Origin of the sequence: Paenibacillus wuxiensis (assembly GCF_040195695.1) — a bacterium.
Classification (GTDB): domain Bacteria; phylum Bacillota; class Bacilli; order Paenibacillales; family Paenibacillaceae; genus Paenibacillus_B; species Paenibacillus_B suaedae.
The window spans coordinates 345,523-370,362 of sequence record NZ_JBEFZI010000003.1 but is presented as its reverse complement, the minus strand read 5'-3'; the positions used below and the strand labels follow the sequence as shown (position 1 = coordinate 370,362).

The following is a 24,840-nucleotide window of genomic DNA, read 5'->3' as shown; positions in this document are numbered from 1 at the left end:
GATGAACATGCGTGAACGATTGTTTCTTGTCATTGTATATGGTTTTCTAATTGGTTTTGCCCTGATTTGCTTCATCCCGTTTTGGATTGTGTTGATCAATTCCTTTGCGAACGAATCCTATATCCAGACTGCTGGATATCAGTTGTTCCCCACGTCCTTCAGCTTAGATGCGTACGCCATGCTCTTGTCCGGAGATCAGGTCTTCCGGAGCTATGGTGTCACGTTATTTGTCACCATTACCGGAACGGTGCTTGGCGTTCTCCTTACAGCTTCCTATGCATACGTGCTGAGTCATCCGAAGGTGAAATATCGGAATATTCTGTCCTTCCTGACCTTCTTCACGATGCTGTTCGGCGCAGGACTTGTAGGATTCTACATGCTTATTGCGAACTGGCTTAATCTGAAAGACTCTTTATGGGCTCTTGTCCTGCCATACCTGCTGAACCCGTTCTATGCCTTCATCCTTGTGTCCTATTATCGGTCTCTGCCTTATGAGTTGAACGAAGCAGCCACTGTGGATGGGGCCAATGACATTCGTATCTTCTTCCGTGTCATATGGCCGATTTCCTTGCCGGTCATTGCAACGGTTGCTCTGTTCTATGCGCTGCAATATTGGAATGACTGGTACTTGTCGCTGCTATTTATTGATAACTATAAGCTTCATCCGCTGCAGATGATGATCAGGCAGCTGATGTCTAACTTGAATGCCATGGCATACGTAGCCGGGAGCAGGACGGAATACAATATTGTCGTCCCAACCTACGGCATGCAGCTTGCTATTGTCTGCATCACAATTGGGCCGATTGTGTTCGTATATCCATTTGTACAGAAATATTTCATTAAAGGCATGACATTAGGATCCGTGAAAGGCTAATTCATATCTTGTTGTAGGGGGACGAAGAAATGAAAATGAAACGCTGGTGGAACATCTCGCTTGTGTTGCTATTGTCCTTGTCTCTGATTGTGGGCTGCTCAAAAGGGACGGAAGGATCGTCCAGCACGGATGCCTCGAAGGGGAGCGAGTCGTTAGGCAGCAAATTGGAACCGGTTACATTGAAGATCATGATCCCGGGAGACCGGCCGCCAGATATGGATCTTGTTATTGCAGAAGCAGAAAAGCGGATGAAGGATACGATTAACGTCAAGTTGGACATCGTATTCGTGCCGTGGGCTGACTTGGGGCAGAAGACACAGGTGACCCTTGCTTCTGGTGAAAACATCGATCTGATCTTCGATGCACCATGGCTGCATATCAATCAAATGATTGCAGACGGCTACTATGAGCCGCTAGATGATCTGCTCAAGCAGTATGGTAAGAACGTGTTAGAGAAGCGTCCACAGCAAATGTGGGATGCGAACAAGTATGACGGCAAAATCATGGCAGTGCCGCTTGGATTAGTCTACATGGCGGGCAACGCTTATGTCGTGCGCAAGGATATTCGTGAGAAGCTGGGTGTTCCGCCTATCAAGACCTATAAGGAGTTAATTGATTTTACTTACAAGGTGAAGGAGAAGGAGCCAGGCATCGCCCCGTTCACGGCGGCAGGAACCTCCGGGCAGCAGACATATTCGATGGTCAGCCAGCGCAGTCTGCATGATTATGATACGCATGTACGGTTTACCCATGCCCTTGGAAGCAGTCTGACCTTATATTACAAAGAGAATGATGGCAAGGTATTCAATTTGTTCGAGGATAAGGAACCGATTATGACATGGTTGAAGGAGGCCAGACAGATGTATAAAGATGGCCTCGTATACAAGGATATTTTGACTGCGAAGGATTTCATTCAGCCTTTCATGAGCGGGAAAGCCGCTATCGTGACGAAGGGATCATTCGGTACGGGACTCTCCTTCGATCAGCAGTTCAAGAGCAATGTTCCGAACGGTGATCTGGAGACCGTGACCTTCTTCGATCCGACCAAAGGGGCAAATATCTCGAACTTCAAGCAGTGGAACTTCCTTGCTGTTCCGAAGGTAAGCAAAAATAAGGAACGCGCAGTTATGTTTATGGACTGGGCGAATCAGAAGGATAACTATGATCTGCTGTCCTACGGGATACAAGGGAAGCATTGGGAAGCTATTGGCGACAAGGAATATAAAGTGCTTGATACGAAGGGGTATTCACAATTTGGCTACGTATGGGTATGGAATCCTATCGATGAACGGACGGATGCGGGAGCAGACAAAACATACGAACACTTTGATGCTGTGCTTCGTGATGCAGACAGTTTCACGAAGGATATATTGACGGGATTCGAATTCGATTCCTCTGCTGTACAGAATGACCTTAGCCAATATAATACGGTCGAGGCGAAGTACTATCCTGCATTGTTTAATGGCGTCCTTGATCCTGAGGAGACACTGAAGAAATTCGAGGCTGAAGCAGGGCCTTCCCTCAAGCGGATTCAGCAGGAGCTGCAGCGTCAAATCGATGCCTTCTTGGCAAAGAAGTAGCTTATTACAATGAAGAGGCTATCCTAAGTTCTTCTTACCTTCAGGATAGCCTCTTCACTGATCAGATCAACGACAAACAGGGTACTCCAGAATTAGTAACGTTATAGTTCTAATTATCGATGTAGGGGATGTGATAGTACGAAAGCATCTTCGATTTGCAGCCAGATGCTGCTTCTATACATCTTGGTACCTAATTTTTCTGATTTAGCGCAATAATCGATAAAATTTTATGTAAAAAACAAAATATCGACAAAATCATACTTTTTACCTATAATTATTCCTTGTATATGTAAATCATGGAAAGGGGAAATTGTAAAGATGATGATTACCTTGAAAAATGCTGCAGGTGGATTAAAGAATGCAAAGCTGGGCTTCAGTTGGACAACCCTCTTCTTCGCGTTCTTCCCAGCACTATTCAGAGGCGATTTGAAGTGGGCGTGCATTATGTTTATTTGCTCGTTTCTATTCGGATTATTCACGTTGGGGATTGGGGCGTGGATTCCGGGAATAATCTTCTCTTTTATCTACAACAAAATGTATATCAAAGAATTGATGGAAAAGGGCTATCATCCAGCTGACGAGCAATCACGCTCCGCAATGCAAGCAAAAGGCATGGTCGCTGCATAACGAATTTATTCTTCATACAGGCACCAACGTTCCATACTAGTCATAAGGTCCAAGCAACCACTCTAGGACGTGGAAGCTCTTATGTTGAACGGTTAGGTTGTACTTATACGATGACAACCACAATACAGCACATATAAAAAGAGGCTATCCCGAAGTCTTGCGACTTCAAGGATAGCCTCTTTGTTCTTCTTACAAGTAACCCCAGATCATCGTGAACAATGTACCGAACAATGTTACGAGAGCTACGAATAACGCGTACAGAATATTCGTATAGTTGGCTGTTTTCGTTGTCTTATCTTCATCGATATGCATGAACAGGAATAATTGCACGGCAGCCTGGATAGCTGCGCAGATAATCAAGATTGTAAGTCCTGTTGTGAATGACATATCCCATACAATGACGGCTAACGCAACGACAGAAAGGACGAGAGAGAAGACATAACCCATTACATGACGTATCGGGAATAGTTGTTTCATATCACATCATTCCTTTCAAGTATACGAAGCTGAAGATAAAGATCCATACTACGTCAAGGAAGTGCCAGTACAGCGAGAAGATGAACGACTTGTTCGCTGTATCATGTGTAAATCCTTCACGCTTGATTTGCATCATCAATCCGGATCCCCACAGAAGACCCATCGTTACGTGCGCACCGTGTGTTCCAAGCAAGACGAACAAGCTGGACAGGAAGGCAGAAGTTTGCAGTGTTGCACCTTCATGCACGTAAGTGACGAATTCGAAAATCTCAACGCCCAGGAAGCCTAGGCCGAGCAGCAGCGTGATTCCGAAGAAGACCATGGCTGGCTTCTTCAGCTTCATGCGCATACTGTGAATCGCAAGTCCGCAAGTGAAGCTACTCGTTAAGAGTAGGAATGTCTCCAGCAATACAGGCTTGATTTCAAAGATTTCTTTGCCAGACGGGCCGTTGCCCGTACGAGTCCACAGTGTAAAGTAAACGGCGAACAAAGTCGCGAAGAGTACAATCTCCGCGCCGAGGAACAGCCAGAAGCCGAAGATTCGGTTACGGTTCTCCTCTGTCTGATATTCTAGCGGCAGCGTATTATCGATCTTCATGCTCTATCACCCCGCAATTGTTGTTCCGTCTTTTTGATTTCCTTCACCGAGATATGGCGGCCATGATCCCGTTCAAAGGAACGTACTGCAAGCATAATCAGAATGAGGAAGCTTGTGATAATGGCAGGTGTCCACCACATAAATACCATAAAGAATCCCCAGAAGAAGAAGATAACACCGAGAATGAACGGCTGGCCGTTATTGTTCGGCATATGGATTTCTTCAAGCTCACCTTCGAACAATGGTTGCTTGTTCTTTTTCCAGAGCCAGAAGGCATCAAGGCTCTTCACCTTTGGAACGATAGCAAAGTTATATTCAGGCACCGGACTGTGCGTTGCCCATTCAAGCGAGCGTGCATCCCACGGATCGCTCGTTGTATCTCTAGGCTGGTAGCGGAAGCTCCAGTAAATGTTGTACACGAGAATCGCGAAGCCGATAGCAAGACCGACAGAACCGATTGTTGCAAGCAAGTTGAGCGGGCCGAAGCCAGTTTCTGCAGAGTACGTGTACATACGGCGTGTCATACCTTTCAGTCCTAAGAAGAACAATGGAAGGAATGTCACGTTAAAGAAGATTGCGATGAACCAGAAGCTGATCTTACCAAGACGCTCGTTCAGGCGGAAGCCGAACAATTTAGGGAACCAGTAGTACATACCTGCGATAACCGCAAATACGGTACCTGGAATCAATACGTAGTGGAAGTGAGCAACCAAGAACATCGTATTGTGATACTGATAGTCAGCACTTGCCATTGCAAGCATAACGCCCGTTACGCCACCAATCGTGAAGATTGGAATGAAGGCAAGAGAGTACAGCATCGGTGTTGTGAACTGTATCTTACCCTTTCGCAGGGTGAACAGCCAGTTAAATATCTTAACCCCGGTCGGAATCGAGATCGCCATCGTACTAACGGAGAAGAATCCGTTAACCATAGCGCCGTGACCCATCGTGTAGAAGTGATGCGCCCACACGAGGAAGGACAAGAGCGAGATGGCTACCATACTGACAACCATCGATTTGTAACCGTACAAGTTCTTGCGAGAGAACGTTGAGATAATTTCACTATATATACCGAAGGCCGGCAAGATAACGATATATACCTCAGGATGTCCCCATACCCAGAACAGGTTGGCCCAGAGCATATCCATACCGCCGTTGGCCATCGAGAAGAACTGAGAGCCGAACATGCGGTCGAATGTCATAAGCGCAAGCGCTACAGTCAATACAGGGAATGCGAACAAAATGATAACGTTCGTGATCAGAACCGACCACGTGAACATTGGCATTTTCATCAATGTCATGCCAGGTGCGCGCATTCTCAAGATCGTAACGATGAAGTTGACGCCTGTCATCAAAGTACCAAGACCTGCAATCTGCAATGCGATCGCATAGAAGTTATTCCCGATCTTCGGTGCAAGCTCAGGACCTGCAAGCGGGAAGTAAGATGTCCAGCCCGCATCCGGGGAGCCCCCGATAACGAACGAGATGTTGAACAGCATTGCTCCCCAGAAGAACAGCCAGAAGCTGACTGCGTTCAGGCGAGGGAATGCGACGTCGCGTGCCCCGATTTGGAGCGGAATAACTACGTTCATCAAGCCGATTATAAATGGCATCGCCATAAAGAGAATCATAATAACGCCGTGCGTTGTAAATACTTCATTATAGTGCTGGGCATCCAGGAACTTCATATCAGGTGCAGCCAGCTGCGTACGCATCATCAGAGCGTCCATACCGCCGCGGAACAGCATGACCAGGGCACTCAGGATGTACATGATACCGATTTTCTTATGGTCAACGGTTGTCAGCCATTCCCGCCACAGATAGCCCCATTTTTTGAAATAGGTCAAGCTGAAGATGATGGCTATCGTCACGAGCACGATGCTGGCCATAGCGCCATAAATCATCGGTTCGCCGGTAACGAAAAATTCGTCCCATTTCATAGTCTCAAATTACTCCTTTCTTGTTCAATCTAGTTGCCATGTTGAGAATGATCCATCTCTTGGTGTTCATCGTTGGAATGTTCCATGTTCGAATGATCCATTTTCGAGTGATCCATTTCTTTATCCGATTCCTTATGAGAGTCGTCATGAGACGATCCACCATGATTGTGGCCGCCATGTTCGCCCTCTGGTGCTGGTCTGAATGTCAAGTGTGTGGAGGAATAAGATTTCCGTCCTACAAATTCGGTCTTCAGCAAGGAGTTGAATTCCTCTTCTGTCAATTCAGAAGCGGTACCCTTCACTTCTTTTACCCACTCTGTGTACTTGGTAGGGGACATTGCGAGCACTTCGAATTGCATGTGCGCAAAGCCTTTACCGCTGAAGTTCGAGTTTTTACCCATGAATGAACCTTCATGATCAGCTGCAAGGTGAAGCGTCGTCACCATGTCGCTCATCGCGTACTTCTGACCGCCAAGCTGCGGTACCCAGAAGCTTGTAATCGGTCCGTAAGAATAGAGACGGAACTCGATTGGGCGATTCGTAGGGATATTCAGATAGTTCACCGTTTCAATGCCTTCTTCTGGATAGCTGAAATGCCATTTGAAGTTGGATGATGCGGCATAGATAACGAGTGGCTTCTGATTGTCATAGCCTTCTGGAGGCGATTCTACTGCAACAGTAGAGCGAATCGTCACAACAGATAGCACGGTTACAATAATGACCGGAATTAACGTCCACGTAATTTCCAGCCACTTGCTGCCTTCCTCATGAGGAGGCTCATAATCAGGTGCTGATTTTGAAGCGCGATACTTCGTTAACATGAAAATATAAAGTGCGTACACGACGAACAAAATTCCTGCCATCATAATCATGGAGAAAATAATGACGTCGGACTGCGTCTTGGCCTGAGGACCTTTCGGATTCAAAACATCTAATGAATCACAACCGGTCAAGAGGACAAGAAGAGCTGCGAATAAGGTGAATAACAACCCTTTCTTTTTCATCAAGGTACCCCTTTCTCTGTTGGTTGGCTTTATATATAGTAGGAAATCGGGATATTGTAACCATGCTATATCTTATTAGGAAGCACTCTGAATTACAAATGACATAGTGATCCTTAGTTGACATAGATATCCATATAAGGATCAAGTTTTCCTGCCCAAATTAAGCCCAAAAGCCGAAAAAGTGATAAATATCATTGAATTTCCGCCAAAATCGCCGTTTTTGAAATTTGTTCATAATTGCCTCTAAGACCATCAAGTGTACCAATACTGTCACAATTGTGCGCCCTTCAAAGGCGGTAAAACCCACATTATTCCTCAATTTTAAAGGATTTGTGTACAGCAGATGTAAATGTGCATGTTGGTATAAACCGTGGTAGATAAGCAATGGTGAGATCCGAATTGCTCGTTCTAGCGCACGCTCACTCCGTTTTGTAATACATCGTATACGAACAGCACAGAATAACCATTCATAACGATTGTTAGGAAATAATTCTAATTTTAAGTAGGATAGAGTGTTTTTAGCTCTAATTACTCGTGAATTCGCGGGTTTTCGCTAGAATACGACACCTTATGAGGTAGAATATATCATCCGCTATCCGAGGAAGGCGGATTTTGATATATTTTTATGTGGGTTCGAGAACAGTGGCGGTACACCAATTTATTTGCGGAACATGGGGGTAACGAGGTGAAGGTTGGGCAATTTCTTAGGTTAGTTGAAATCCAAACGAAAGTAGCGAGCATGATACCGTTCTTCATCGGAACGTTATACTCGCTATATCGATTTCATGAATTTCGGCTAGTTCCATTTCTACTTATGTTCGCCTCATTATTGTCTTTCGACATGGCGACCACGGCCATTAATAATTATATTGATTATAAAAAGGCGATTAAAACACACGGGTATGGTTATGAAGTACACAATGCGATTGTATCCTATGGACTCAAGGAGTCGAGGGTAGTTGGGGTCATTGTTACGCTTCTTGTAACGGCCATAAGCTCTGGGGTTGCCTTGGTGCTGCAGACGGATATTCTTATTCTTGGGTTAGGAGGCTTGTCATTCCTTGTAGGTTTCCTCTATTCGTTGGGTCCGATTGCGATATCACGAATGCCGCTTGGCGAGTTGTTCTCCGGATTGTTTATGGGGTTCGTTATCATTTTCATTTCTACATACATACATGTAGACAAGGAACAGCTTGTATCACTGGCGATTGACTTTCGGATGGCTCGTCTCGATATCAATCTAATAGAAGTGCTGTTGGTGTTCGCGATATCGATTCCAGCTGTTCTGAGCATAGCGAATATTATGCTGGCGAATAATATTTGCGACATTGAGGACGATCTGGCGAACAAGCGGTATACACTGCCTGTATATATCGGAAAGCCGAGCGCACTGTTGTTGTTCCAATGGTTGTATGTGGCGGCGTACCTGGACGTCATTGTCCTCTTTGCCATCGGGGTGCACCCCTTGCTGTTGCTGCTTATTGTGGCGACGTTCATTCCTGTACGAAGAAATATGAAGAAATTCATAACGAAGCAGACGAAGGAACATACCTTTGTACTGGCAGTGAAGAACTTCATTCTGATGAATGCTGCTCGTATCCTTGTGTTGGGATTAGCAATCTTATTCTCTTGAACATAAGACAAGGGATGTGCCGCTTGGCACATCCCTTGTCTTATTTGTCCGCAAAAAGACGTCATCCATGTAGAACCTTGACGTCCTCCGAACCGTAAAGGTGAATGATCACCTACACTCGCCCCAACAACTGATTTGCGGTAATGACGGCCTTCTCTTCTCTCGTCAGAGACTTATAGACGAGATCATAAGAGTGGTCAATGAGCATCTGAATATCTTGATCACTCAAGCTGCCATTGAGCGCCACCGTGTTCCAATGTCGCTTGTTCATGTGATAACCCGGTGTAATCTCGGCGAATTGCTCGCGCAGGGACTCGGCACGGAAGGGGTCACACTTCAACGTAACACTTGGACAACCGTCCGTTTCACGGAACAAAGCAAATATTTTGCCACCTACACGGAATACGGGGACATCGTCTCCGAACGGGTAGGTCAGACGAGCGCCTTGTTTGTCAAAACAATAGTCATTCCAATCCTGCATGTCGAAACATTCCTTTTCATAGATGAAGATAGTTATCTTTAGCATATCGAAAGGTTGATAGAAATGCAACGGGGCGGATTGACTTCTGTAAGTTCATTTAAAAAATTTGTCGAATTTGCTAAAAATACGGCGATAGATTTCTCTTGTTGCGGAAAGGTAGAGTTGGAGAAGGAAATGGACTATCCATGAATTCGGATCGGTAGGCTGGAGAGTTTGTGGCTGTGATCAGGCATATGCTCGTCAATGTGGAAGGTTTCCGATGCGGAAGCGAAAGGGAACCGCTTGACGAAGGATGTTAGCGCATATTCTGCCTCCAGCCGGGCAAGTGGTGCGCCAAGACAGAAATGGTGGCCACTGCCGAAGGTCAAATGCTTGTCGTTGCCTATGCGATGAATATCGAATTTCTCTGGATGGGCAAATTGTCTGTCGTCCCGATTCGCGGAACTCATCCAAGCGATCACGATCTGCCCCTTCTTCATAGGCGGGCCGAACACATTCGTATCCTGCGTGATTGTACGATCAATGGAGATGTGGAACCGGTGGCGCAGTGTTTCGTCGATCGCTTGTGGGGCAAGCTCAGGATGTTGGCGCAGCTCTTTATAAGCAGACGGTTGATCATAGAGCAGACTATAGAAACAATTCGTAATGAGTGTAGTTGTCGTTTCATTTCCGGCACCCAAGAGGCCGATACCGGTTCTTGCGATTTCCTCATCGGTCAATCGGCTTCCTTCGTATTCTGCCATGGTCAGGTCGGACAAGATGTCGTCTTGAGGGTGTGCTCGTTTCTCCAAAACAAGGGGGAGTAAATATGCTGAGAATTCTTTAATGGCCGTGTCTTTTTGAAGCTTCTGCTGCTCAATGCTCCCCCGATGATGGCCCATGAACAAAATATTGGACCAGTGTTTGATCTGTTCCCAATCCCGTGACGGCACGCCAAGCAGGTTGGCAATTACGGTCACAGGCAGCGGGACAGCGTATGCCTTCACAATGTCCACCGTGCTCTGTGATTGCATGTTGTCAAGTAATCCATCGAGGATTGCTTGAATTTTCGGCTTCCACTGATCCAAGCTGCGTGGAACGAATGCTTTGGCAATAAGCGCACGGCGCTTACGATGTATCGGCGGATCCGAGAGGGTCAGGCTGATACCGCTGTTATCCCTCGGGACGGGGACGATACTACGCTCGCGTACGCTGGAGAAGAGTTGATGATCCGAGAGAACTCGTTTTGCATCCTCATAGCGGAATACATTCCACACATCCTGCTCTGCGTCGTAATAGACAGGGTTCTTTTCACGCATATGCTGGAACCAGGCATACGGATTCCACAACTGCTCTTTCGTTTTGAACCCAGTAATCTCATGAATAAAAATTTCACCCTTTGTTTTCAATTGATTTACCTCCTCCGTAATTGTATAGCTGGTCGTTAAGAGTTTCGATCCAGTTCAGTTCGTCTCGAAGCTTCTTGATCAGGAATTGAAATGTGCTCATGGCGAAAGGTTTGCCTTCGGTGAGTGACTGTCCTTGGGTAATGATTTCGAGTTGGCTGCGAAGATAAACGGTTCGGGCGTTCAAAATCGCCTGCTGTTCGGGAAGTTGCAAATAATCGAACAAACTAACACGAACAATGAATTCATTCTCATGAGCTGCAAATTCCGGAGGGAATTCCCGCAGCAGCTTATGGAACATCTTTTTTCCTAGCTCAGTAATGGCGTACATGTGGCGGGAAGGCTTTCCAGGCCGGGCGTCCACTTCCTTCGTAATGGCTCCCATCTGTTCGAACTTGCGAAGGGAGGGATAGAGCATGTTGTTGTTGACGCGGATGGAGTCGGCGAACAGACGCTCCAACTGCTTCTTTACCTCATAGCCGTGCTTAGGCTTAATCATGAGATGATGAAGCAACAATATATCGATGTACATATGTCCTCCTGTTCGTATATAAATTAGAGCATAGGTTATTTTAACCTATGCTCAGGGATAATTGATCATATGCAGCTCAGTAAATGTAAATACATGTAAAAAGTATGAATTAACTATTTATCAGGACGATACACCATGCAGTATTGTTGGGATACGCTGTTCCCGGGCATTGGGATTGTATCCACCACTTCGAATCCATAATGTCCATACAAGGAAATGTTGCTCGGGTTATGCGTCTCCAGCGTGCAAGGAATGCCACGCGCATCGCACTCAGAGAGCAAGGGCCTCATTAATTGGCTGACAAAACCCTGACCGCGGAATTGCGGCTGCACGACAAGCATGTCCAAATGGATATAATCCTGCTCGTTCAGTTCGGATATCCAGGCGGAGCTCATGGAATTAAGCGTCGACAATCCACGTAGAAATTGATGGAAGCTGATATAACGGCACATCGGGATTGACTTGATAATTGCACAAGCAATTCGGTACAAGTACCGTGCATGTGAGAACCGGGACACTCCTGCCCGCTCAGAGCGGAACACAAGGGCAACGGCTTCAAGCCGTTCGGACGTTGCATACAGGTCGGCTTCCTCATACAGCATGGCAATATAGTTGCGGAAGAAGATGATGAGCACCTCAAGGCGGGTTGTCCGCTCCGGAAGCATGTGCTCGTATAGCGGGTCATCCATGAAGCCTTGCGCAAGGACGACGGCAGCTTGGCGGATATCTGTGCGGCGTAGTTTTACGTAGTTGGGTTCGGAAGTTCTGTTCGTTGTAACGTTAGCGTGACTTGCTCTTGAATTACAAATGGTTCCACCTCGGATCATGATTCAATGTAAATAAGGCTCCACGTTAGGCTTTCCTTGCCTGTTCATTTAGTCGGCCGAATTTCGGAAACCTCCTGTCTATCGTACTGCTGCGCATTCGTCTAAGTCAACGCATGTGCCCTTACTCCCGTTTGCCGTTGTGGATGAAGTTCGAGTGTGCAGCAGGTTGAATGATATCCCCTAATATAGTAAATAAGCCGTGCATGACTCCTTACCGCGATTGAATGCGGCTTCGGGATCTTTTGCGCGGCTTTTCTTTTTTTTATTTGTTAGTGCTGTGCTGCTTTCCTGGCAAGCTCGAACCCGGGTTGCCTTCGCCATGGCGCTGCTGGTTGCGCTTTGCCTTCTGCTGGTCTTCATGCAGCTTATCCACGAATTGCTTGGTGTCTTCCATTGAACAGATCCCTCCTTGTTAGGCATTCATTGATACTATAACCGGTTGAAGGGAAAATCATGTCCACATAAGTCGTATTTATTGTTGAATTGCGGCTCCTGTTACTTGTTCCTCGTTGTCAAATAGAAAATGCCTAAAATAGCGGCATAGGTACATGTGAACACTCTAGATGTAACTTTCATGGTTCCATCATCGGCAAATAGGTGAATGAAAAAATTAATGCCTAGAACGATACCGAAACCGACGTAAACTCCTCTGTAAAATTCGGAGTAAATCCCCGTCTTTTTATTCGCTCTATCTGGCTGCTCCCTATCGTCCCTTATTCTGAGTAGGAGCATCATAATTACGAAATATAAAATGGCGCCAGAAACGGCAATCTCCTGTATGAGCGGATTGGGGATGAAAAAGTACGCAAAAACGGCAAATACTACGATGACCGCCAACAGAATGTAATTGACTGTAGTTTTTTTCAATTTAAATCACTCCTGTTTGAGCCGGTCCGAATTTCGCTGAAGTGGAAAGAGCTCTTGCTGCAATTGAAAGAATACCTGACGATGTCATTCAGCGCGGCTCTGATGCGATCATGGAATGGTTCAATATGAATACGGAATTTCGCATCTCCGAGTATGGAACGAGCGGAATTGTTGGTTGCGCGTCTGCAATAGGATTGGCTGTGGCAGCTCTTGTTTTTGCACCAGCTAAGATTACCAAAATAAAAGACGCCATTAAGGCAGCTGGCGGAACTGTGAAGTTCGTGACAAAAGTGCTGGAAACCTACAAAGTGGCCAAAGGAATGGGCTTGTCTACGATGGAGGCTATCAAAATGGGTGTGCAAGAGCGGTGAGGTCTATTTTTATCCGATCAAATCACACTCCCTCCATTTTTATTAGATCATATTATTACACTGTCTCTATATGACTCCTAACAAATTTCGTGAAAGATAGAATCTGATGGTTACTCATATGATATGTGATCGTGCAGTATAAAGCAAAATGCCAGGTGCATGGCTCTAAAAAAAGAGCTATTCTGCTTTATACGTTGTATAAAGCGAATAGCCCTATGCGGTAGGTGAAGAAAGCAAATTAAAAAGTTACACAATTGTCTCGTTCAGCCATTGATCCATTGTGTGGCGTCGCGATAAGGAGTATCTCTGGGCATTCACGATCGCATCCATCGCATGGAATGGGGAACGTGGAGCCTCTTCTTGCGCGCGCTCTCGCATCCATTGCAGTGTCTCCGGATGTCGGGAGAAGATCGACAACTGCGCAACCAATTCTTCTGCATCCTCCGCACAGCAGGCAACCCCGCTGCGCAGCAAGTAGCGAATGTTATCCTGTTCTTGACCAGGAAGTGGCTTATAGACGAGCAGTGGCAGCTGTTGGACAACTGCCTCGGAGGTAGTAACACCGCCGGATTTCGTAATCATTAGGTCGGACATCGCCATATATTCGTGCACAGGCTTCACATAGCCTTCAATACGAACATGCAGCGGGCTGGATTCGGCCCAGCGTTCTAATTGTGAACGAAGCTTATCGTTGCTGCCGCAAATGATGATAAATTGCATATCCTGTGCCCATCCAGCTTGCTCAATGACATCCAACATGGATGGATCCATCAAACCGCAGCCACCGCCCATCAGAAGAACGGTCAGCTTGGAGGAATCAAGTTCATACTTCTTGCGCAGTTCTGTCCTCGAATAGGATTCATAGAAGGCTGGACGAACCGGAATTCCCGTCACCTGAATGCGGGATTGAGGAACACCCTGCTCAATCAATTGCGTCTTGGCATCTTCAGAGCCAGCTAAATATAAATCTGTATAGGGATGCAGCCAGAAGCTGTGATCTGTATGGTCAGTAATGACCGTGACAGCTGGGCAATCAATCATGCCGCGCTCCTTCAGCTTCGATACTGCTGCACTGGCAGCAGGGAACGTACTGACAATGACAGTTGGCTTCATCTGCTCTACGAGCTTGATCAGCGGGCGTAAGCTTGTGAAGCGGACTCCCTTCAATAACTGTGCTAGCTTACGATCCTTGCGAGTCATATTGAACAAATACCCGTACATGCTAGGGAACAGCTTCACCCATTGTACGAAGCAATACGTGCCGACACTGTGCAAGTGAGGAGATACCTGCTCCATATAATCAACAACGTGTACATCTGCTTCTGTGCCGTACCAACGTTCAGCCGTTTCTTTAATTGCTTGTGCAGTCTGCATATGGCCGTGGCCAATCGAGCCTGATAGTACAAGCACCTTCGCCCTGCCCGGTGTGGACGGTGCTTCCATCCGTTCGAACATGTTCATAACACTCCTTCGCCGTAGTTGAGTCTTCGTCTATATATTCGATTGCGCTGTTCTGCCAATCGTTTCCTTGTTATCTGGTACTAATATCGTATCCTAACTCCCCATTCATGAAAATGGCCCTCAGTTCGGTTATATCCTAGACCTGAGTCGGGCATGCTGTCCGGACTCTATTCCAGTTCTATCCGCTATTGGTCCTATTTATGGGGATTTTCAGCTTTTTTTATTACTTACCTTTTCCAATGGGATTTGACCCAAAATTAAGTAATTGTTCTATAATGAACGAGAAGGTCTGAGAAAGGTGTGAGTCTGGCATGCAGCATAAGCTGTTGATCGTAGAAGATGACGCTTCTATTGTAGAAATGGTATCGGATTATTTGAGTAGGGAAGGATTTTATGTAGTGACCGCAACCAATGGTGAAGAAGGCATGGCCAAGTTCACCTCTGACACATACGATATGATGATTGTCGATCTGATGATGCCGAAGCTAGATGGATTTGAGATGATTAAGCTTGTTCGAGAGCGGAGCGCAATCCCTATTCTTATTATGTCCGCGAAGGACAGCGATGTAGACAAGGCACTCGGACTTGGCTTCGGTGCAGATGATTATATCGCGAAGCCCTTCTCGATGATAGAGATCTCTGCGAGAATCAAGGCGGCAATTAGACGCGCTACGAAGTACGTTCAGATCGATACGGTGAAGCCAATGCCCGAACAGAATGTCATTCAGGCAGGTCAACTGCTAATCGATCTTGATAATTATCTTGTACAGAAGCAAGAAGAAACTATGAAACTCACTTCCAAAGAATTCGATATTTTAAAGTTATTCGTAACCAATCCGAATCGTGTGTTCACAAAAGCACAAATATATGGATTTGTATGGAACGATGAATACTATGGCGATGAAAATGTCATTAACGTTCACATTCGCCGGCTGCGGGAGAAGATTGAGGACGATCCGTCGAATCCTATCCATATTAAGACCTTGTGGGGGATTGGCTACAAGTGGGAAGGTTGAGCAATGATGATAACGGGCCTTTTATCTATATGTATGGTAATCCTGTTGATCGTAGTCTACACGCAGCATGCGAATCATTCAAGACGCAATCGGCAATTAACAGAAATTCAAAAAAAGCTGGAACAAATTCATCGTACACAATCTGCGGAGAAGCTCCTGCTGTTCACAGATGATAAGAAGATTATTGGGGTCATTGAGCAAATAAATGAATTACTGGTCGATCATGAGAAGGCACTGGCGAATTATGCGAAGACGGAGATCGCGATGAGGAAGATGATATCGAACATCTCTCATGATCTGAAGACCCCGCTTACCGTTGTACTTGGTTACTTGGAGACTCTGAATCTGAGCAGTGAGCGCATCAGTGACGAAGAACGGAATCGCCTGCTCACACGGGTGCATGGCAAGACGGTAGAAGTGATAGAGCTTATACATACCTTTTTTGATTTAGCGAAGCTAGAATCTGGGGACAAGCATGTCGAGCTGACTCGAGTCGATATGAGCGAGCTATGCCGCAAAAATATTCTCCAATTTTATGAGCGGCTTACAAAGAGGGGGTTCGAGGTTGATATTCAGATTCCGGAAGCTTCTCTCTATGCGAGAGGGAATGAAGACGCACTGGATCGCATACTGAACAATCTCATCTCCAATGCGATAGAGTATGGGGCTGATGGCCGTGTGCTGGGCATAGCTCTGCGCAGTGATGATACGCATCTGTTCGTTGATGTATGGGATCGTGGCAAGGGGATTCCGGAACAGCACCAAGACCGTGTTTTTGAGCGCATGTATACACTGGAGGATTCCCGCAACAAAAATTACGAAGGCAGCGGATTGGGGTTAACGATCACGAAGCGGCTCGCTGAATCAATGGGCGGATCGATAGAACTCCATAGTAAGCCTTTTAAGAAAACGATTTTTACAATTAAGCTCCTGCGAATGTCTTGAGGTATTCTACGAGAAACCGGTCAGTGCTGGCTGTGAATGAATAGACGGTTCAGGTCTGATGACGTCGAAGGAAGGGTCACGAGGTTCGAAGAGATTTTGCTGTGCTGTAACCAGTATGGCACTCTGCGGACCTTATTTGTATGTCAAGACGGAAAGAACGTAAGGAATTCGTAAGGATTAGGTAAGAAATAAGAAATAGCTAATCGATACAATGAAGACATCAGAAGAGATGAGAGGGGTAAATGAAATGACCTTCCTTGTACGGACGCATCGTTTGACGAAGAATTATCAAGGCAAAGATGTCGTATCGAATGTGAGCATGAATATTAAGAAGGGTGAGATATACGGATTCCTTGGCCCGAATGGGGCGGGGAAGACGACGATTATGAAAATGATGACGAATCTCTTGCAGCCAACGAGCGGTGAGATTGAGATGTTCGGCGAGAAGATGACACCCTCATCCTATTCCTTGCTATCTCGCATGGGGACAATTATTGAGCAGCCAATCTTCTATGATCGTCTTACTGCGCAGGAGAATCTGGAGCTTCATTGCGAATACATGGGCTACCATAATAAGAAGGCGATTGGAGAAGCACTGGAACTGGTAGGACTGAACGGCATTGAACGCAAGCAGGTGAAGGACTTCTCCCTCGGGATGAAGCAGCGTCTAGGCATCGCGCGGGCCATATCGATCAAGCCAGAGCTGCTGCTCCTGGATGAGCCGATTAATGGTCTGGACCCAATAGGGATTAAGGAGATACGTGACCTGTTCAAGAAGCTGTCACGCGAGTTCGGCATTACGCTCTTGATCTCCAGCCACATCTTAGGGGAAATGGAGCTGGTTGCAGACACGATCGGTGTCATTAACCATGGGGTGCTGTTGGAGGAAGTGCCAATGGAGCGGGTTCGGGCGCAGCAGTCCGAATTCATTGAGGTCATCACTGATAATGCGAGCAAGGCAGCCTATGTGCTTGAAGAAGTCATGCATATTTCGAATTTCCGCATTACGGACAACCGGATCATCCGCATCTATCAATCGGGGGTGTCTCAGCAAGATATTACGAAGGCATTTGTTATGAACGATGTCATGGTAGAGTCTGTCCATAAGAAGCATCATTCCTTGGAGGATTACTTTATGAAGCTGTTGAATGGAGGGGCTGCTCGTGAATAAGCTCATTCGACTGGAACTGAAGAAATTCCGGTTTGCTACCTATATACGTACGGCCATGTATATCACGATCGGGATATTCCTCTTTATTTTGCTTGGAATCTATGGAGATACACGCGATATCGCGTTCAAGAACTTGCCCGAGGTATTAGGCATCATCGATACGTTTGTGAAGGTAGCTTTCATTATTACGGCCTCGGTATTGCTAAGCCGAATGGTTATTGATGAGTTTAAGAGCAAGTCTATCACGGTCATGTTCATGTACCCGATTCCACGGAAGAAGCTCATAACAGCCAAGCTGATCATTGTGGTCTTGTACACCTTCATCGCCATTATTCTATCAAATATTGTACTAATCAGTGGATTCCTTTTATACAATTCTTATGCGCACACTGTACCCGGGACGGCGACAATGAGTATGGTTACGCATCAAGTGGCAACTAGTGTTATCAACTCCTTAGCAGCAAGCTGCTTAAGTCTGATTCCATTATGGTTCGGCATGCGCAAATATTCAGCGGCGGCGACCATTACGAGCTCCATTCTAATTGCAGGCTTTCTAGGCTCGTCGACTGGTGGATTTACCTTGTGGTCCATTATCGCAGTGCCATTTGCTTTTGCTGCGCTTGGTGTAGTGATTGGTTACTTGACGATTCGCAAGATTGACACGATCGACCTGTATAAATAAAAATAGATGCAGCGAAATACCTTGTTGTGACAGCGATGTGACATGCCCAAATTGGTGACAAATTTCAGAAGGGTTCTGGAAAAAAGGTGCAGCACATTGCGGGCTGCTTGTAAAGAGGAAAGAAGGCACAATGTCTTTTTTCTTCTTTTTTTCACTTTTTTTCGACATATTTGTGAAATTTGACACAATGTTCTTATTTTGATCAAGTAATTGCTTTAAAATTGTGATTAATATCACATTGCAGCGTTTCTGTATCTGACAGAATACAACTGGAACATGTAATCAACGTCATTGATCCCGTGTTCGACGCAGGCATTACAGCCTATTCAGCATAGGAATGAGAGTATAAATAGAAAGGTGGAAGGACAACGATATGTGGGATACGATCTTATTATCGCGCATTCAGTTTGCATCGACGACGATTTTTCACTTCTTCTTCGTACCGGTATCGATTGGTCTAGCATTGCTCATTGCAATGATGGAGACGATGTATGTCGTCAAGGCAAATGAAGAGTACAAGAAGATGACGAAGTTCTGGGGGAAGCTGTTCCTCATTAACTTCGGTGTCGGGGTTGTCACAGGTATTATTCAGGAATTCCAGTTCGGGATGAACTGGTCGAACTATTCTCGCTTTGTTGGGGACGTGTTCGGTGCGCCGCTTGCGATTGAAGCATTGCTGGCATTTTTTATGGAATCAACGTTTATCGGATTATGGATATTTGGATGGGATCGCTTATCGAAGAAGGTGCACTGCTTGTGCATTTGGCTTGTAGCCATCGGTACAACGTTGTCCGCCTTGTGGATCTTGGCGGCGAACTCCTTCATGCAGCGTCCGGTCGGATTCGAGATTAACAATGGCCGTGCGGAAATGAACGATTTCTTCGCGCTGCTGACAAATGGTCAGCTGCTTGTTGAATTCCCGCATACGATTTTCGGTGCATTTGCAACAGGAGCGTTCCTCATCACTGGGGTGAGTGCTTATAAACTGCTGAAGAAGCAGGACGTTTCTTTCTTCCAAAAATCGTTCAAAATTGGTGTTATCGTAGCTACGGTCTCTTCCATTCTGGTTGCGGTTTTCGGTCACCAGCAGGCACAATATTTGATGCATACCCAACCAATGAAGATGGCGGCAAGTGAAGGCTTGTGGGAAACAAGTGGCGACCCTGCGCCGTGGACGGTATTTGCAGCAATCAATACAGACAAGCAAGAGAACAGCATGGAATTCAAAGTTCCATACTTGCTTAGCTTCCTATCTTATAGTAAGTTCTCCGGCGAAGTCCGCGGGATGAAGGAATTGCAAGCGGAATATGAACAACTGTATGGCCCAGGCGATTACATTCCGCCGGTGAAGACAACATTCTGGAGCTTCCGCATCATGGTTCTTGCCGGAACATTTATGATTCTGCTTGGCATGTATGGCTGGTTCTTGGCAGCACGCAAGAAGCTGGGCAATCCGAATAAGTGGTTTATGCGTTTCATGCTCTATGCAATCTCATTGCCGTTCATTGCGAATACAGCAGGTTGGATTATGACGGAAATTGGTCGTCAGCCATGGACAGTATTCGGTCTCATGCGGACAGAAGACAGTATTTCGCCGAGCGTGTCGGGCGGTCAAGTGCTATTCTCGCTTATCGCATTCTCGACAATTTACACCGTACTTGCTATCGTGCTTGTGTATTTGTTCGTTCGTGTCATCAAAAAGGGTCCGAATGAAGTGTTGAAGGCAGAACATTCGAATGACCCGTTTGATCAGGAGGGACAACATGTTATCTCTTAATGAATTGTGGTTTCTACTAGTTGGAGTGTTATTTGTCGGATTCTTCTTCTTGGAAGGCTTCGACTTCGGTGTCGGCATGTCGACGAAGTTCTTGGCTCGTACAGACGGGGAGAAACGCGTATTAATCAACTCGATCGGTCCGTTCTGGGATGCCAATGAAGTATGGCTGCTTACGGCTGGCGGGGCGATGTTCGCTGCGTTCCCGAACTGGTATGCTACGCTGTTTAGCGGATATTACACGCCATTTGTCGTTTTGCTGCTTGCATTGATTGGACGCGGTGTCGCATTCGAATTCCGCGGCAAGAAAGAGACAGAACGCTGGAAGAAGTCTTGGGATTGGGCGATTTTCTTAGGAAGTCTGCTTCCTCCATTCCTGTGCGGGGTTGTATTCGCAGGGCTGATTCAAGGCTTGCCAATTGACGGCCAGATGGAAATGAAGGCTGGACTGTTCGATATGGTGAATGTGTATACATTGCTTGGCGGGGTAACCGTTACGGTACTGTGCCTCGTGCATGGCTTGATGTTCACAACGCTGCGCACAATTGGTTCCTTGCAGGAACGTGCACGTAAGCAAGCGAAGATGCTGCTAGTGCCTTTGGCGGTATTGTTTGTTGCTTTCGGTGCTATGACATACTTCAAGACGGATGTATTTGAGGTTCGCGGTGGGATCTTAACAGCTGTTGCTGTAGTTGGGGTTGTTGTTTATGTGCTCGCTGGCTACTTCATGGCGAAGAAGCGCGATGGCTGGGCATTCGGCATGACGGGCGGAGTTATCATTCTATCGATCGCGTCTGTCTTTATCGGGTTATTCCCGCGTGTTATGATCAGTTCGATTGATAAGGCATTCGACTTAACGATTCATAACGCAGCTTCCGGGCAATACTCATTGAAAGTGATGACGATCGTGGCCTTAACCTTACTGCCGTTCGTGCTAGGATATCAAATTTGGAGTTATTTCGTCTTCCATAAACGGCTTCATGAGAAGGAGCATTTAGAATACTAATGGATAAAAATTTGCTCAAGTATGAGGGAGCAAGGTCGACAATGTTCATCATTGCCGTCCTTACTCTCGTGCAAACATTATCCATCATAGGTCTGGCAATCAAGCTGGCGGAGGTTATCTCCGCCCTGTTTGCCGGCGCGCCGTTGCAGGAACAAACCGCAAATATGGGTCTGTTCCTGCTTGCGTTTACCGTCCGTCAAGTGACGACCTTGCTCATGCAGAAGGTAGCCTACAACTTCGCCGAGAAGACAGGGGTAAACTTGCGGCGTCAGTTGATGGATAAGTTGTTCCAGTATGGACCTCGTTTTGCCAAGTCAGAAGGTACGGGTAATCTCGTAACTCTTGTGCTTGAAGGGGTCTCCCAGTTCCGCACGTACGTGGAACTGATTCTTCCTCGGATGATGGGTACGGGCATTACGCCAATTCTCATCCTACTCTATGTACTCACGCTAGATACGGCGTCCGGTATTATTTTGATTGTGACGCTGCCGATTTTGATTGTATTTCTGATACTCGTTGGGCTTGCTGCGCGCAAGCAGATGGATCGACAATGGGAGTCATACCGCATTTTATCGAACCACTTTGTCGATGCGCTTCGGGGCTTGGAGACGCTTCGCTTCTTGGGGCAGAGCCGCAAGCACAGCGATACGATTGGGCAAGTGAGTGACAAGTACCGCTCTGCGACAATGCGCACGCTGCGTGTTGCTTTTCTCTCCTCCTTCGCCCTTGACTTCTTTACGATGTTATCCGTGGCCTCTGTAGCAGTCGGCCTGGGTCTTCGTCTTATTAATGGAGAAATGACATTGGTGACGGGACTTACGGTGCTGATTTTAGCCCCTGAGTATTTCCTGCCTGTTCGCATGGTTGGCGCTGATTATCACGCGACATTGAACGGGAAAGAAGCGGGGAAAGCAATTGATGCGATCATTAAACATGAAACTGAAGTAGGGGAATGTGCCTCACAGCTTCCATCCTCTCTTGCTTGGACGAAGGATAGCACAATCGCCTTGTCCGGCATAGGTGTGAAGCATGAAGCGGATGGACCGTCTTCACTGGATGATGTAACATGTGAGGTGACGGGGCTTCTGAAAGTCGGCATTGTCGGCGAGAGCGGGGCAGGCAAGTCTACGCTCATTGATGTGCTTGGCGGTTTCCTTCGTCCGACATCAGGACAGTTCACCTTGAATGGCGCGGACGTGTCATCGCTTGATGAGGAAGCTTGGCGTCAGCTGACGACTTATATTCCGCAGCATCCGTATCTTTTCAACGTATCGCTCGCGGACAATATCCGATTCTATGCGCCTGAAGCTTCTGATGAAGAAGTGGATCGCGCCCTTGCAGCAGCTGGCTTGTCTACATTGGCTGCTGAGCTGCCAAATGGTCGGGATGAGCTTACTGGCAATGGAGGCCGCTCTCTTAGTGGCGGACAGGAGCAGCGTGTAGCACTTGCTCGTGCATTCCTGAGCGACAGACCGATTATGATGCTGGATGAGCCTACGGCACATCTGGATATTGAGACAGAATATGAGCTGAAGCAGACGATGCTATCGCTGTTCGAAGGCAAGCTGGTCTTCCTTGCGACGCATCGCCTGCATTGGATGGAAGATATGGATTGGATCATCGTTATGGATCATGGAAGGATAGCAGAGGCAGGTACGCACCAGGAGCTGCTTGAACGCCAAGGCGTGTATTACAGCATGTTGATTTCGCAGCAGGAGGGGATATTGTGACACGTGAACAGAATCAATGGCTGCGTCCTTATTTGCGGCGCTACTGCGGTCGCTTCGCGCTCATTATTTTCCTCGGCATGCTGACAGTACTGTGCGCGAGTGCGCTCATGTTCACCTCCGGATTCTTGATATCCAAATCCGCAGCGCGTCCAGAGAACATTCTCATGGTGTATGTGCCGATTGTTCTCGTGCGCACATTTGGTATTGGCAGAGCCGTCGTGCATTATGTAGAACGGCTTGTAGGCCATGATGCCGTGCTTCGCATCTTATCGAAGATGCGCGTTCGTCTGTACCGGATTTTGGAGCCGCAAGCTTTGTTTATTCGCTCCCGATTCCGTACAGGCGATGTGCTGGGCGTGCTGGCAGATGATATTGAACATTTGCAAAATGTCTATGTACGTACTATTTTTCCAAGCATTGTCGCGATTGTAATGTATGCGGCAGGGATCGCAGCCCTCGGCTGGTTCGATCTTCCGTTCGCACTGCTGATGGCACTGTATATTGCCGTACTCGTCTTCATTCTGCCATGGATATCGCTATGGTTCACACGTCGGAAGCACCGCCTAATGAAGCAGGAGCGCAGCGGGCTATATCGGAAGCTGACGGATGCGGTACTTGGTATGAGCGACTGGGTCATTAGCGGACGCGCTTCTCAATTTGTCGACTCCTATGAAGCAGATGAGGCGCGAGTGGCTCGTATAGACCGAGATTTACGGATGTGGGCGCGGTGGAGAACGCTAATCGCACAATCTGTCGTCGGCTTGACGGTCATTACGATGGTGTACTGGGCCGGCGGCCAAGCGGCTGATGGGAATATGCCTGCCGTCATGATTGCGGCGTTCGGTCTTGTGGTGTTCCCGTTGATGGACGCTTTCCTGCCGGTATCGGAAGCGGTAGAGAAGCTTCCTCAGTATGAAGATTCGTTGGAACGCCTGTCGAGCATGGGAGAGGCGCCTGTTGAGCAAACTGCTGGCAGCGCAGCGAATGTGAAGCCAGAGCTGCTGCAGCAAGTGCGTGAGTCTGCCCATATCCGTTTGGATCAAGTCAGCTTCCGTCATACAGGCTCAGCATCCTTAACGATTGATGGGGTATCACTTGATGTGCCGCAAGGCAAGAAGATTGCGCTTATCGGACGAAGCGGTGCCGGTAAGTCCACATTGTCTACCTTAATTCAAGGTGCGCTTATGCCGGAGTCTGGCAGCGTCATGATCAATAATGTTCGCGCTGACGAGTATGGTGAGCATATCCCAGAGATTCTGTCTGTGCTAAATCAACGTCCACATCTATTCGATACGACAGTAGCGAACAATATTCGTCTAGGACGGCGCAGTGCCTCGGATGAAGAGATTCGTCAGGTAGCGGAACAAGTGAAGCTGGATACACTTATTGCTTCGCTTCCGAGAGGGTATGATACGGCGATGATGGAGACCGGACAGCGCTTCTCAGGTGGTGAACGGCAGCGCATCGCGCTGGCGCGCGTACTGCTTCAGCATACGCCAGTCGTCATCCTCGATGAGCCGACAGTTGGTCTCGATCCGAAGACGGAGCGGGAGCTGCTGGCGACCATGTTCGAGACGATGAAGGGCAAATCGCTCATCTGGATTACCCACCATCTTGTTGGTGTCGAACAGATGGATGAGATCGTCTTTATCGAAAATGGTCAGGTGGAAATGCGCGGTACGCATGCCGAGCTTATGGAGCAATATCCGCGTTACCGCAACTTGTATCATTTAGATCGCCCAGGCAAAGGGTTACTGTAATCTTCATAGCGTTTGAGGTTTTGTTTTTTATGCTTCTATATAGAAGAAATAGAAAAGGTCAGGATAGCATCAGGGTGAGACTCTGGTGCTATTTTTTCA

The 24,840-nt window shown here is 47.0% G+C and carries 24 protein-coding genes; 13 read left to right on the top strand and 11 right to left on the bottom strand.

The features are described 5' to 3' along the window. The first annotated feature begins 7 nt into the window (after nt 1-7). From ABN764_RS07930 to ABN764_RS07920, 3 genes are all read left to right on the top strand, one after another. Nucleotides 8-874, top strand: coding sequence for a carbohydrate ABC transporter permease (locus ABN764_RS07930; protein ID WP_021257349.1), 867 nt, complete (start codon nt 8-10; stop codon nt 872-874). A 29-nt stretch (nt 875-903) separates the two neighbouring features. Beyond that, on the top strand, nt 904-2,454 hold the full coding sequence (locus tag ABN764_RS07925) for an extracellular solute-binding protein (RefSeq protein ID WP_446671500.1): 1,551 nt from the start codon (nt 904-906) through the stop codon (nt 2,452-2,454). Between the two features lie 318 nt (nt 2,455-2,772). Beyond that, the gene (locus tag ABN764_RS07920) at nt 2,773-3,081 is read left to right on the top strand and encodes a hypothetical protein (RefSeq protein ID WP_065292333.1); all 309 of its coding nucleotides are present in this window, start codon (nt 2,773-2,775) and stop codon (nt 3,079-3,081) included. 189 nt (nt 3,082-3,270) lie between these two features. On the opposite strand, the gene qoxD is transcribed toward ABN764_RS07920, so the two are convergent. Genes qoxD through qoxA form a run of 4 tightly spaced genes read right to left on the bottom strand, consistent with a single transcriptional unit; the run spans nt 3,271 to nt 7,100 of the window. Next, the gene (gene qoxD, locus ABN764_RS07915; protein WP_005545125.1) at nt 3,271-3,558 is read right to left on the bottom strand and encodes a cytochrome aa3 quinol oxidase subunit IV; all 288 of its coding nucleotides are present in this window, start codon (nt 3,556-3,558) and stop codon (nt 3,271-3,273) included. Nucleotide 3,559: 1 nt separating this feature from the next. Next, nucleotides 3,560-4,156: a cytochrome aa3 quinol oxidase subunit III gene (gene qoxC / locus ABN764_RS07910; protein WP_446671499.1), complete on the bottom strand. Its 597-nt coding sequence runs from the start codon at nt 4,154-4,156 to the stop codon at nt 3,560-3,562. After that, on the bottom strand, nt 4,153-6,096 hold the full coding sequence (gene qoxB, locus ABN764_RS07905) for a cytochrome aa3 quinol oxidase subunit I (RefSeq protein ID WP_021257345.1): 1,944 nt from the start codon (nt 6,094-6,096) through the stop codon (nt 4,153-4,155). Before qoxB ends, qoxC begins: the two co-directional genes overlap by 4 nt. 29 nt (nt 6,097-6,125) lie before the next feature. Beyond that, nucleotides 6,126-7,100, bottom strand: a complete 975-nt coding sequence (qoxA, locus tag ABN764_RS07900) for a cytochrome aa3 quinol oxidase subunit II (RefSeq protein WP_021260887.1) — start codon at nt 7,098-7,100, stop codon at nt 6,126-6,128. Nucleotides 7,101-7,785: 685 nt separating this feature from the next. Here qoxA and ABN764_RS07895 point away from each other — a divergent pair. Next, a complete protein-coding gene (locus ABN764_RS07895) occupies nt 7,786-8,733 on the top strand; it encodes a prenyltransferase (protein WP_446671498.1) in 948 nt (315 codons plus the stop codon). Nucleotides 8,734-8,845: 112 nt separating this feature from the next. On the opposite strand, the gene ABN764_RS07890 is transcribed toward ABN764_RS07895, so the two are convergent. From ABN764_RS07890 to ABN764_RS07865, 6 genes are all read right to left on the bottom strand, one after another. Next, nucleotides 8,846-9,214, bottom strand: a complete 369-nt coding sequence (locus ABN764_RS07890; protein WP_174809072.1) for an MmcQ/YjbR family DNA-binding protein — start codon at nt 9,212-9,214, stop codon at nt 8,846-8,848. Between the two features lie 179 nt (nt 9,215-9,393). Beyond that, a complete protein-coding gene (locus ABN764_RS07885) occupies nt 9,394-10,602 on the bottom strand; it encodes a cytochrome P450 (protein ID WP_446671497.1) in 1,209 nt (402 codons plus the stop codon). Continuing rightward, entirely contained in the window at nt 10,586-11,131 is a 546-nt protein-coding gene (locus ABN764_RS07880; RefSeq protein WP_174809070.1) for a PadR family transcriptional regulator, read from the bottom strand. The genes ABN764_RS07885 and ABN764_RS07880 overlap by 17 nt, the downstream gene beginning before the upstream one ends. A gap of 113 nt (nt 11,132-11,244) precedes the next feature. Continuing rightward, nucleotides 11,245-11,958: a GNAT family N-acetyltransferase gene (locus ABN764_RS07875; protein ID WP_446671496.1), complete on the bottom strand. Its 714-nt coding sequence runs from the start codon at nt 11,956-11,958 to the stop codon at nt 11,245-11,247. A 262-nt stretch (nt 11,959-12,220) separates the two neighbouring features. Beyond that, on the bottom strand, nt 12,221-12,352 hold the full coding sequence (locus tag ABN764_RS07870) for a DUF4023 family protein (protein ID WP_021257338.1): 132 nt from the start codon (nt 12,350-12,352) through the stop codon (nt 12,221-12,223). A 101-nt stretch (nt 12,353-12,453) separates the two neighbouring features. Continuing rightward, nucleotides 12,454-12,825: a hypothetical protein gene (locus ABN764_RS07865; RefSeq protein ID WP_446671495.1), complete on the bottom strand. Its 372-nt coding sequence runs from the start codon at nt 12,823-12,825 to the stop codon at nt 12,454-12,456. A 41-nt stretch (nt 12,826-12,866) separates the two neighbouring features. Here ABN764_RS07865 and ABN764_RS07860 point away from each other — a divergent pair, with 41 nt between their 5' ends. Beyond that, a complete protein-coding gene (locus ABN764_RS07860) occupies nt 12,867-13,196 on the top strand; it encodes a hypothetical protein (protein ID WP_446671494.1) in 330 nt (109 codons plus the stop codon). A 246-nt stretch (nt 13,197-13,442) separates the two neighbouring features. On the opposite strand, the gene ABN764_RS07855 is transcribed toward ABN764_RS07860, so the two are convergent. Next, the gene (locus tag ABN764_RS07855; protein WP_446671493.1) at nt 13,443-14,651 is read right to left on the bottom strand and encodes an MGDG synthase family glycosyltransferase; all 1,209 of its coding nucleotides are present in this window, start codon (nt 14,649-14,651) and stop codon (nt 13,443-13,445) included. Nucleotides 14,652-14,968: 317 nt separating this feature from the next. Between ABN764_RS07855 and ABN764_RS07850 the strand changes: the two genes are divergently transcribed. From ABN764_RS07850 to cydC, 8 genes are all read left to right on the top strand, one after another. Further along, on the top strand, nt 14,969-15,673 hold the full coding sequence (locus ABN764_RS07850; RefSeq protein WP_142544928.1) for a response regulator transcription factor: 705 nt from the start codon (nt 14,969-14,971) through the stop codon (nt 15,671-15,673). Between the two features lie 9 nt (nt 15,674-15,682). Next, nucleotides 15,683-16,618, top strand: a complete 936-nt coding sequence (locus ABN764_RS07845) for a sensor histidine kinase (RefSeq protein ID WP_446671642.1) — start codon at nt 15,683-15,685, stop codon at nt 16,616-16,618. A gap of 247 nt (nt 16,619-16,865) precedes the next feature. After that, nucleotides 16,866-17,789, top strand: coding sequence for an ABC transporter ATP-binding protein (locus ABN764_RS07840; protein ID WP_446671492.1), 924 nt, complete (start codon nt 16,866-16,868; stop codon nt 17,787-17,789). Then, nucleotides 17,782-18,471 carry an ABC-2 transporter permease family protein gene (locus ABN764_RS07835; protein ID WP_446671491.1) on the top strand — a complete coding sequence of 230 codons (690 nt, stop codon included), beginning with the start codon at nt 17,782-17,784 and terminating at the stop codon, nt 18,469-18,471. Before ABN764_RS07840 ends, ABN764_RS07835 begins: the two co-directional genes overlap by 8 nt. Before the next feature lie 373 nt (nt 18,472-18,844). Further along, nucleotides 18,845-20,248 carry a cytochrome ubiquinol oxidase subunit I gene (locus ABN764_RS07830; RefSeq protein ID WP_446671490.1) on the top strand — a complete coding sequence of 468 codons (1,404 nt, stop codon included), beginning with the start codon at nt 18,845-18,847 and terminating at the stop codon, nt 20,246-20,248. Further along, nucleotides 20,235-21,251, top strand: coding sequence for a cytochrome d ubiquinol oxidase subunit II (cydB, locus tag ABN764_RS07825; RefSeq protein WP_072729168.1), 1,017 nt, complete (start codon nt 20,235-20,237; stop codon nt 21,249-21,251). The genes ABN764_RS07830 and cydB overlap by 14 nt, the downstream gene beginning before the upstream one ends. Further along, on the top strand, nt 21,251-22,981 hold the full coding sequence (gene cydD / locus ABN764_RS07820) for a thiol reductant ABC exporter subunit CydD (protein ID WP_446671489.1): 1,731 nt from the start codon (nt 21,251-21,253) through the stop codon (nt 22,979-22,981). Before cydB ends, cydD begins: the two co-directional genes overlap by 1 nt. Next, nucleotides 22,978-24,741: a thiol reductant ABC exporter subunit CydC gene (gene cydC, locus ABN764_RS07815; protein WP_446671488.1), complete on the top strand. Its 1,764-nt coding sequence runs from the start codon at nt 22,978-22,980 to the stop codon at nt 24,739-24,741. Before cydD ends, cydC begins: the two co-directional genes overlap by 4 nt. Nucleotides 24,742-24,840: the final 99 nt, after the last annotated feature.

Coding starts and splice junctions, on each gene's coding strand:
- ABN764_RS07930 (WP_021257349.1), top strand. CDS start 8: ATGCGTGAACGATTGTTTCTTGTCATTGTATATGGTTTTCTAATTGGT.
- ABN764_RS07925 (WP_446671500.1), top strand. CDS start 904: ATGAAAATGAAACGCTGGTGGAACATCTCGCTTGTGTTGCTATTGTCC.
- ABN764_RS07920 (WP_065292333.1), top strand. CDS start 2,773: ATGATGATTACCTTGAAAAATGCTGCAGGTGGATTAAAGAATGCAAAG.
- qoxD (WP_005545125.1), bottom strand. CDS start 3,558: ATGAAACAACTATTCCCGATACGTCATGTAATGGGTTATGTCTTCTCT.
- qoxC (WP_446671499.1), bottom strand. CDS start 4,156: ATGAAGATCGATAATACGCTGCCGCTAGAATATCAGACAGAGGAGAAC.
- qoxB (WP_021257345.1), bottom strand. CDS start 6,096: ATGAAATGGGACGAATTTTTCGTTACCGGCGAACCGATGATTTATGGC.
- qoxA (WP_021260887.1), bottom strand. CDS start 7,100: ATGAAAAAGAAAGGGTTGTTATTCACCTTATTCGCAGCTCTTCTTGTC.
- ABN764_RS07890 (WP_174809072.1), bottom strand. CDS start 9,214: ATGCAGGATTGGAATGACTATTGTTTTGACAAACAAGGCGCTCGTCTG.
- ABN764_RS07880 (WP_174809070.1), bottom strand. CDS start 11,131: ATGTACATCGATATATTGTTGCTTCATCATCTCATGATTAAGCCTAAG.
- ABN764_RS07875 (WP_446671496.1), bottom strand. CDS start 11,958: ATGATCCGAGGTGGAACCATTTGTAATTCAAGAGCAAGTCACGCTAAC.
- ABN764_RS07870 (WP_021257338.1), bottom strand. CDS start 12,352: ATGGAAGACACCAAGCAATTCGTGGATAAGCTGCATGAAGACCAGCAG.
- ABN764_RS07855 (WP_446671493.1), bottom strand. CDS start 14,651: ATGTTCGAACGGATGGAAGCACCGTCCACACCGGGCAGGGCGAAGGTG.
- ABN764_RS07850 (WP_142544928.1), top strand. CDS start 14,969: ATGCAGCATAAGCTGTTGATCGTAGAAGATGACGCTTCTATTGTAGAA.
- ABN764_RS07840 (WP_446671492.1), top strand. CDS start 16,866: ATGACCTTCCTTGTACGGACGCATCGTTTGACGAAGAATTATCAAGGC.
- ABN764_RS07830 (WP_446671490.1), top strand. CDS start 18,845: ATGTGGGATACGATCTTATTATCGCGCATTCAGTTTGCATCGACGACG.
- cydB (WP_072729168.1), top strand. CDS start 20,235: ATGTTATCTCTTAATGAATTGTGGTTTCTACTAGTTGGAGTGTTATTT.
- cydD (WP_446671489.1), top strand. CDS start 21,251: ATGGATAAAAATTTGCTCAAGTATGAGGGAGCAAGGTCGACAATGTTC.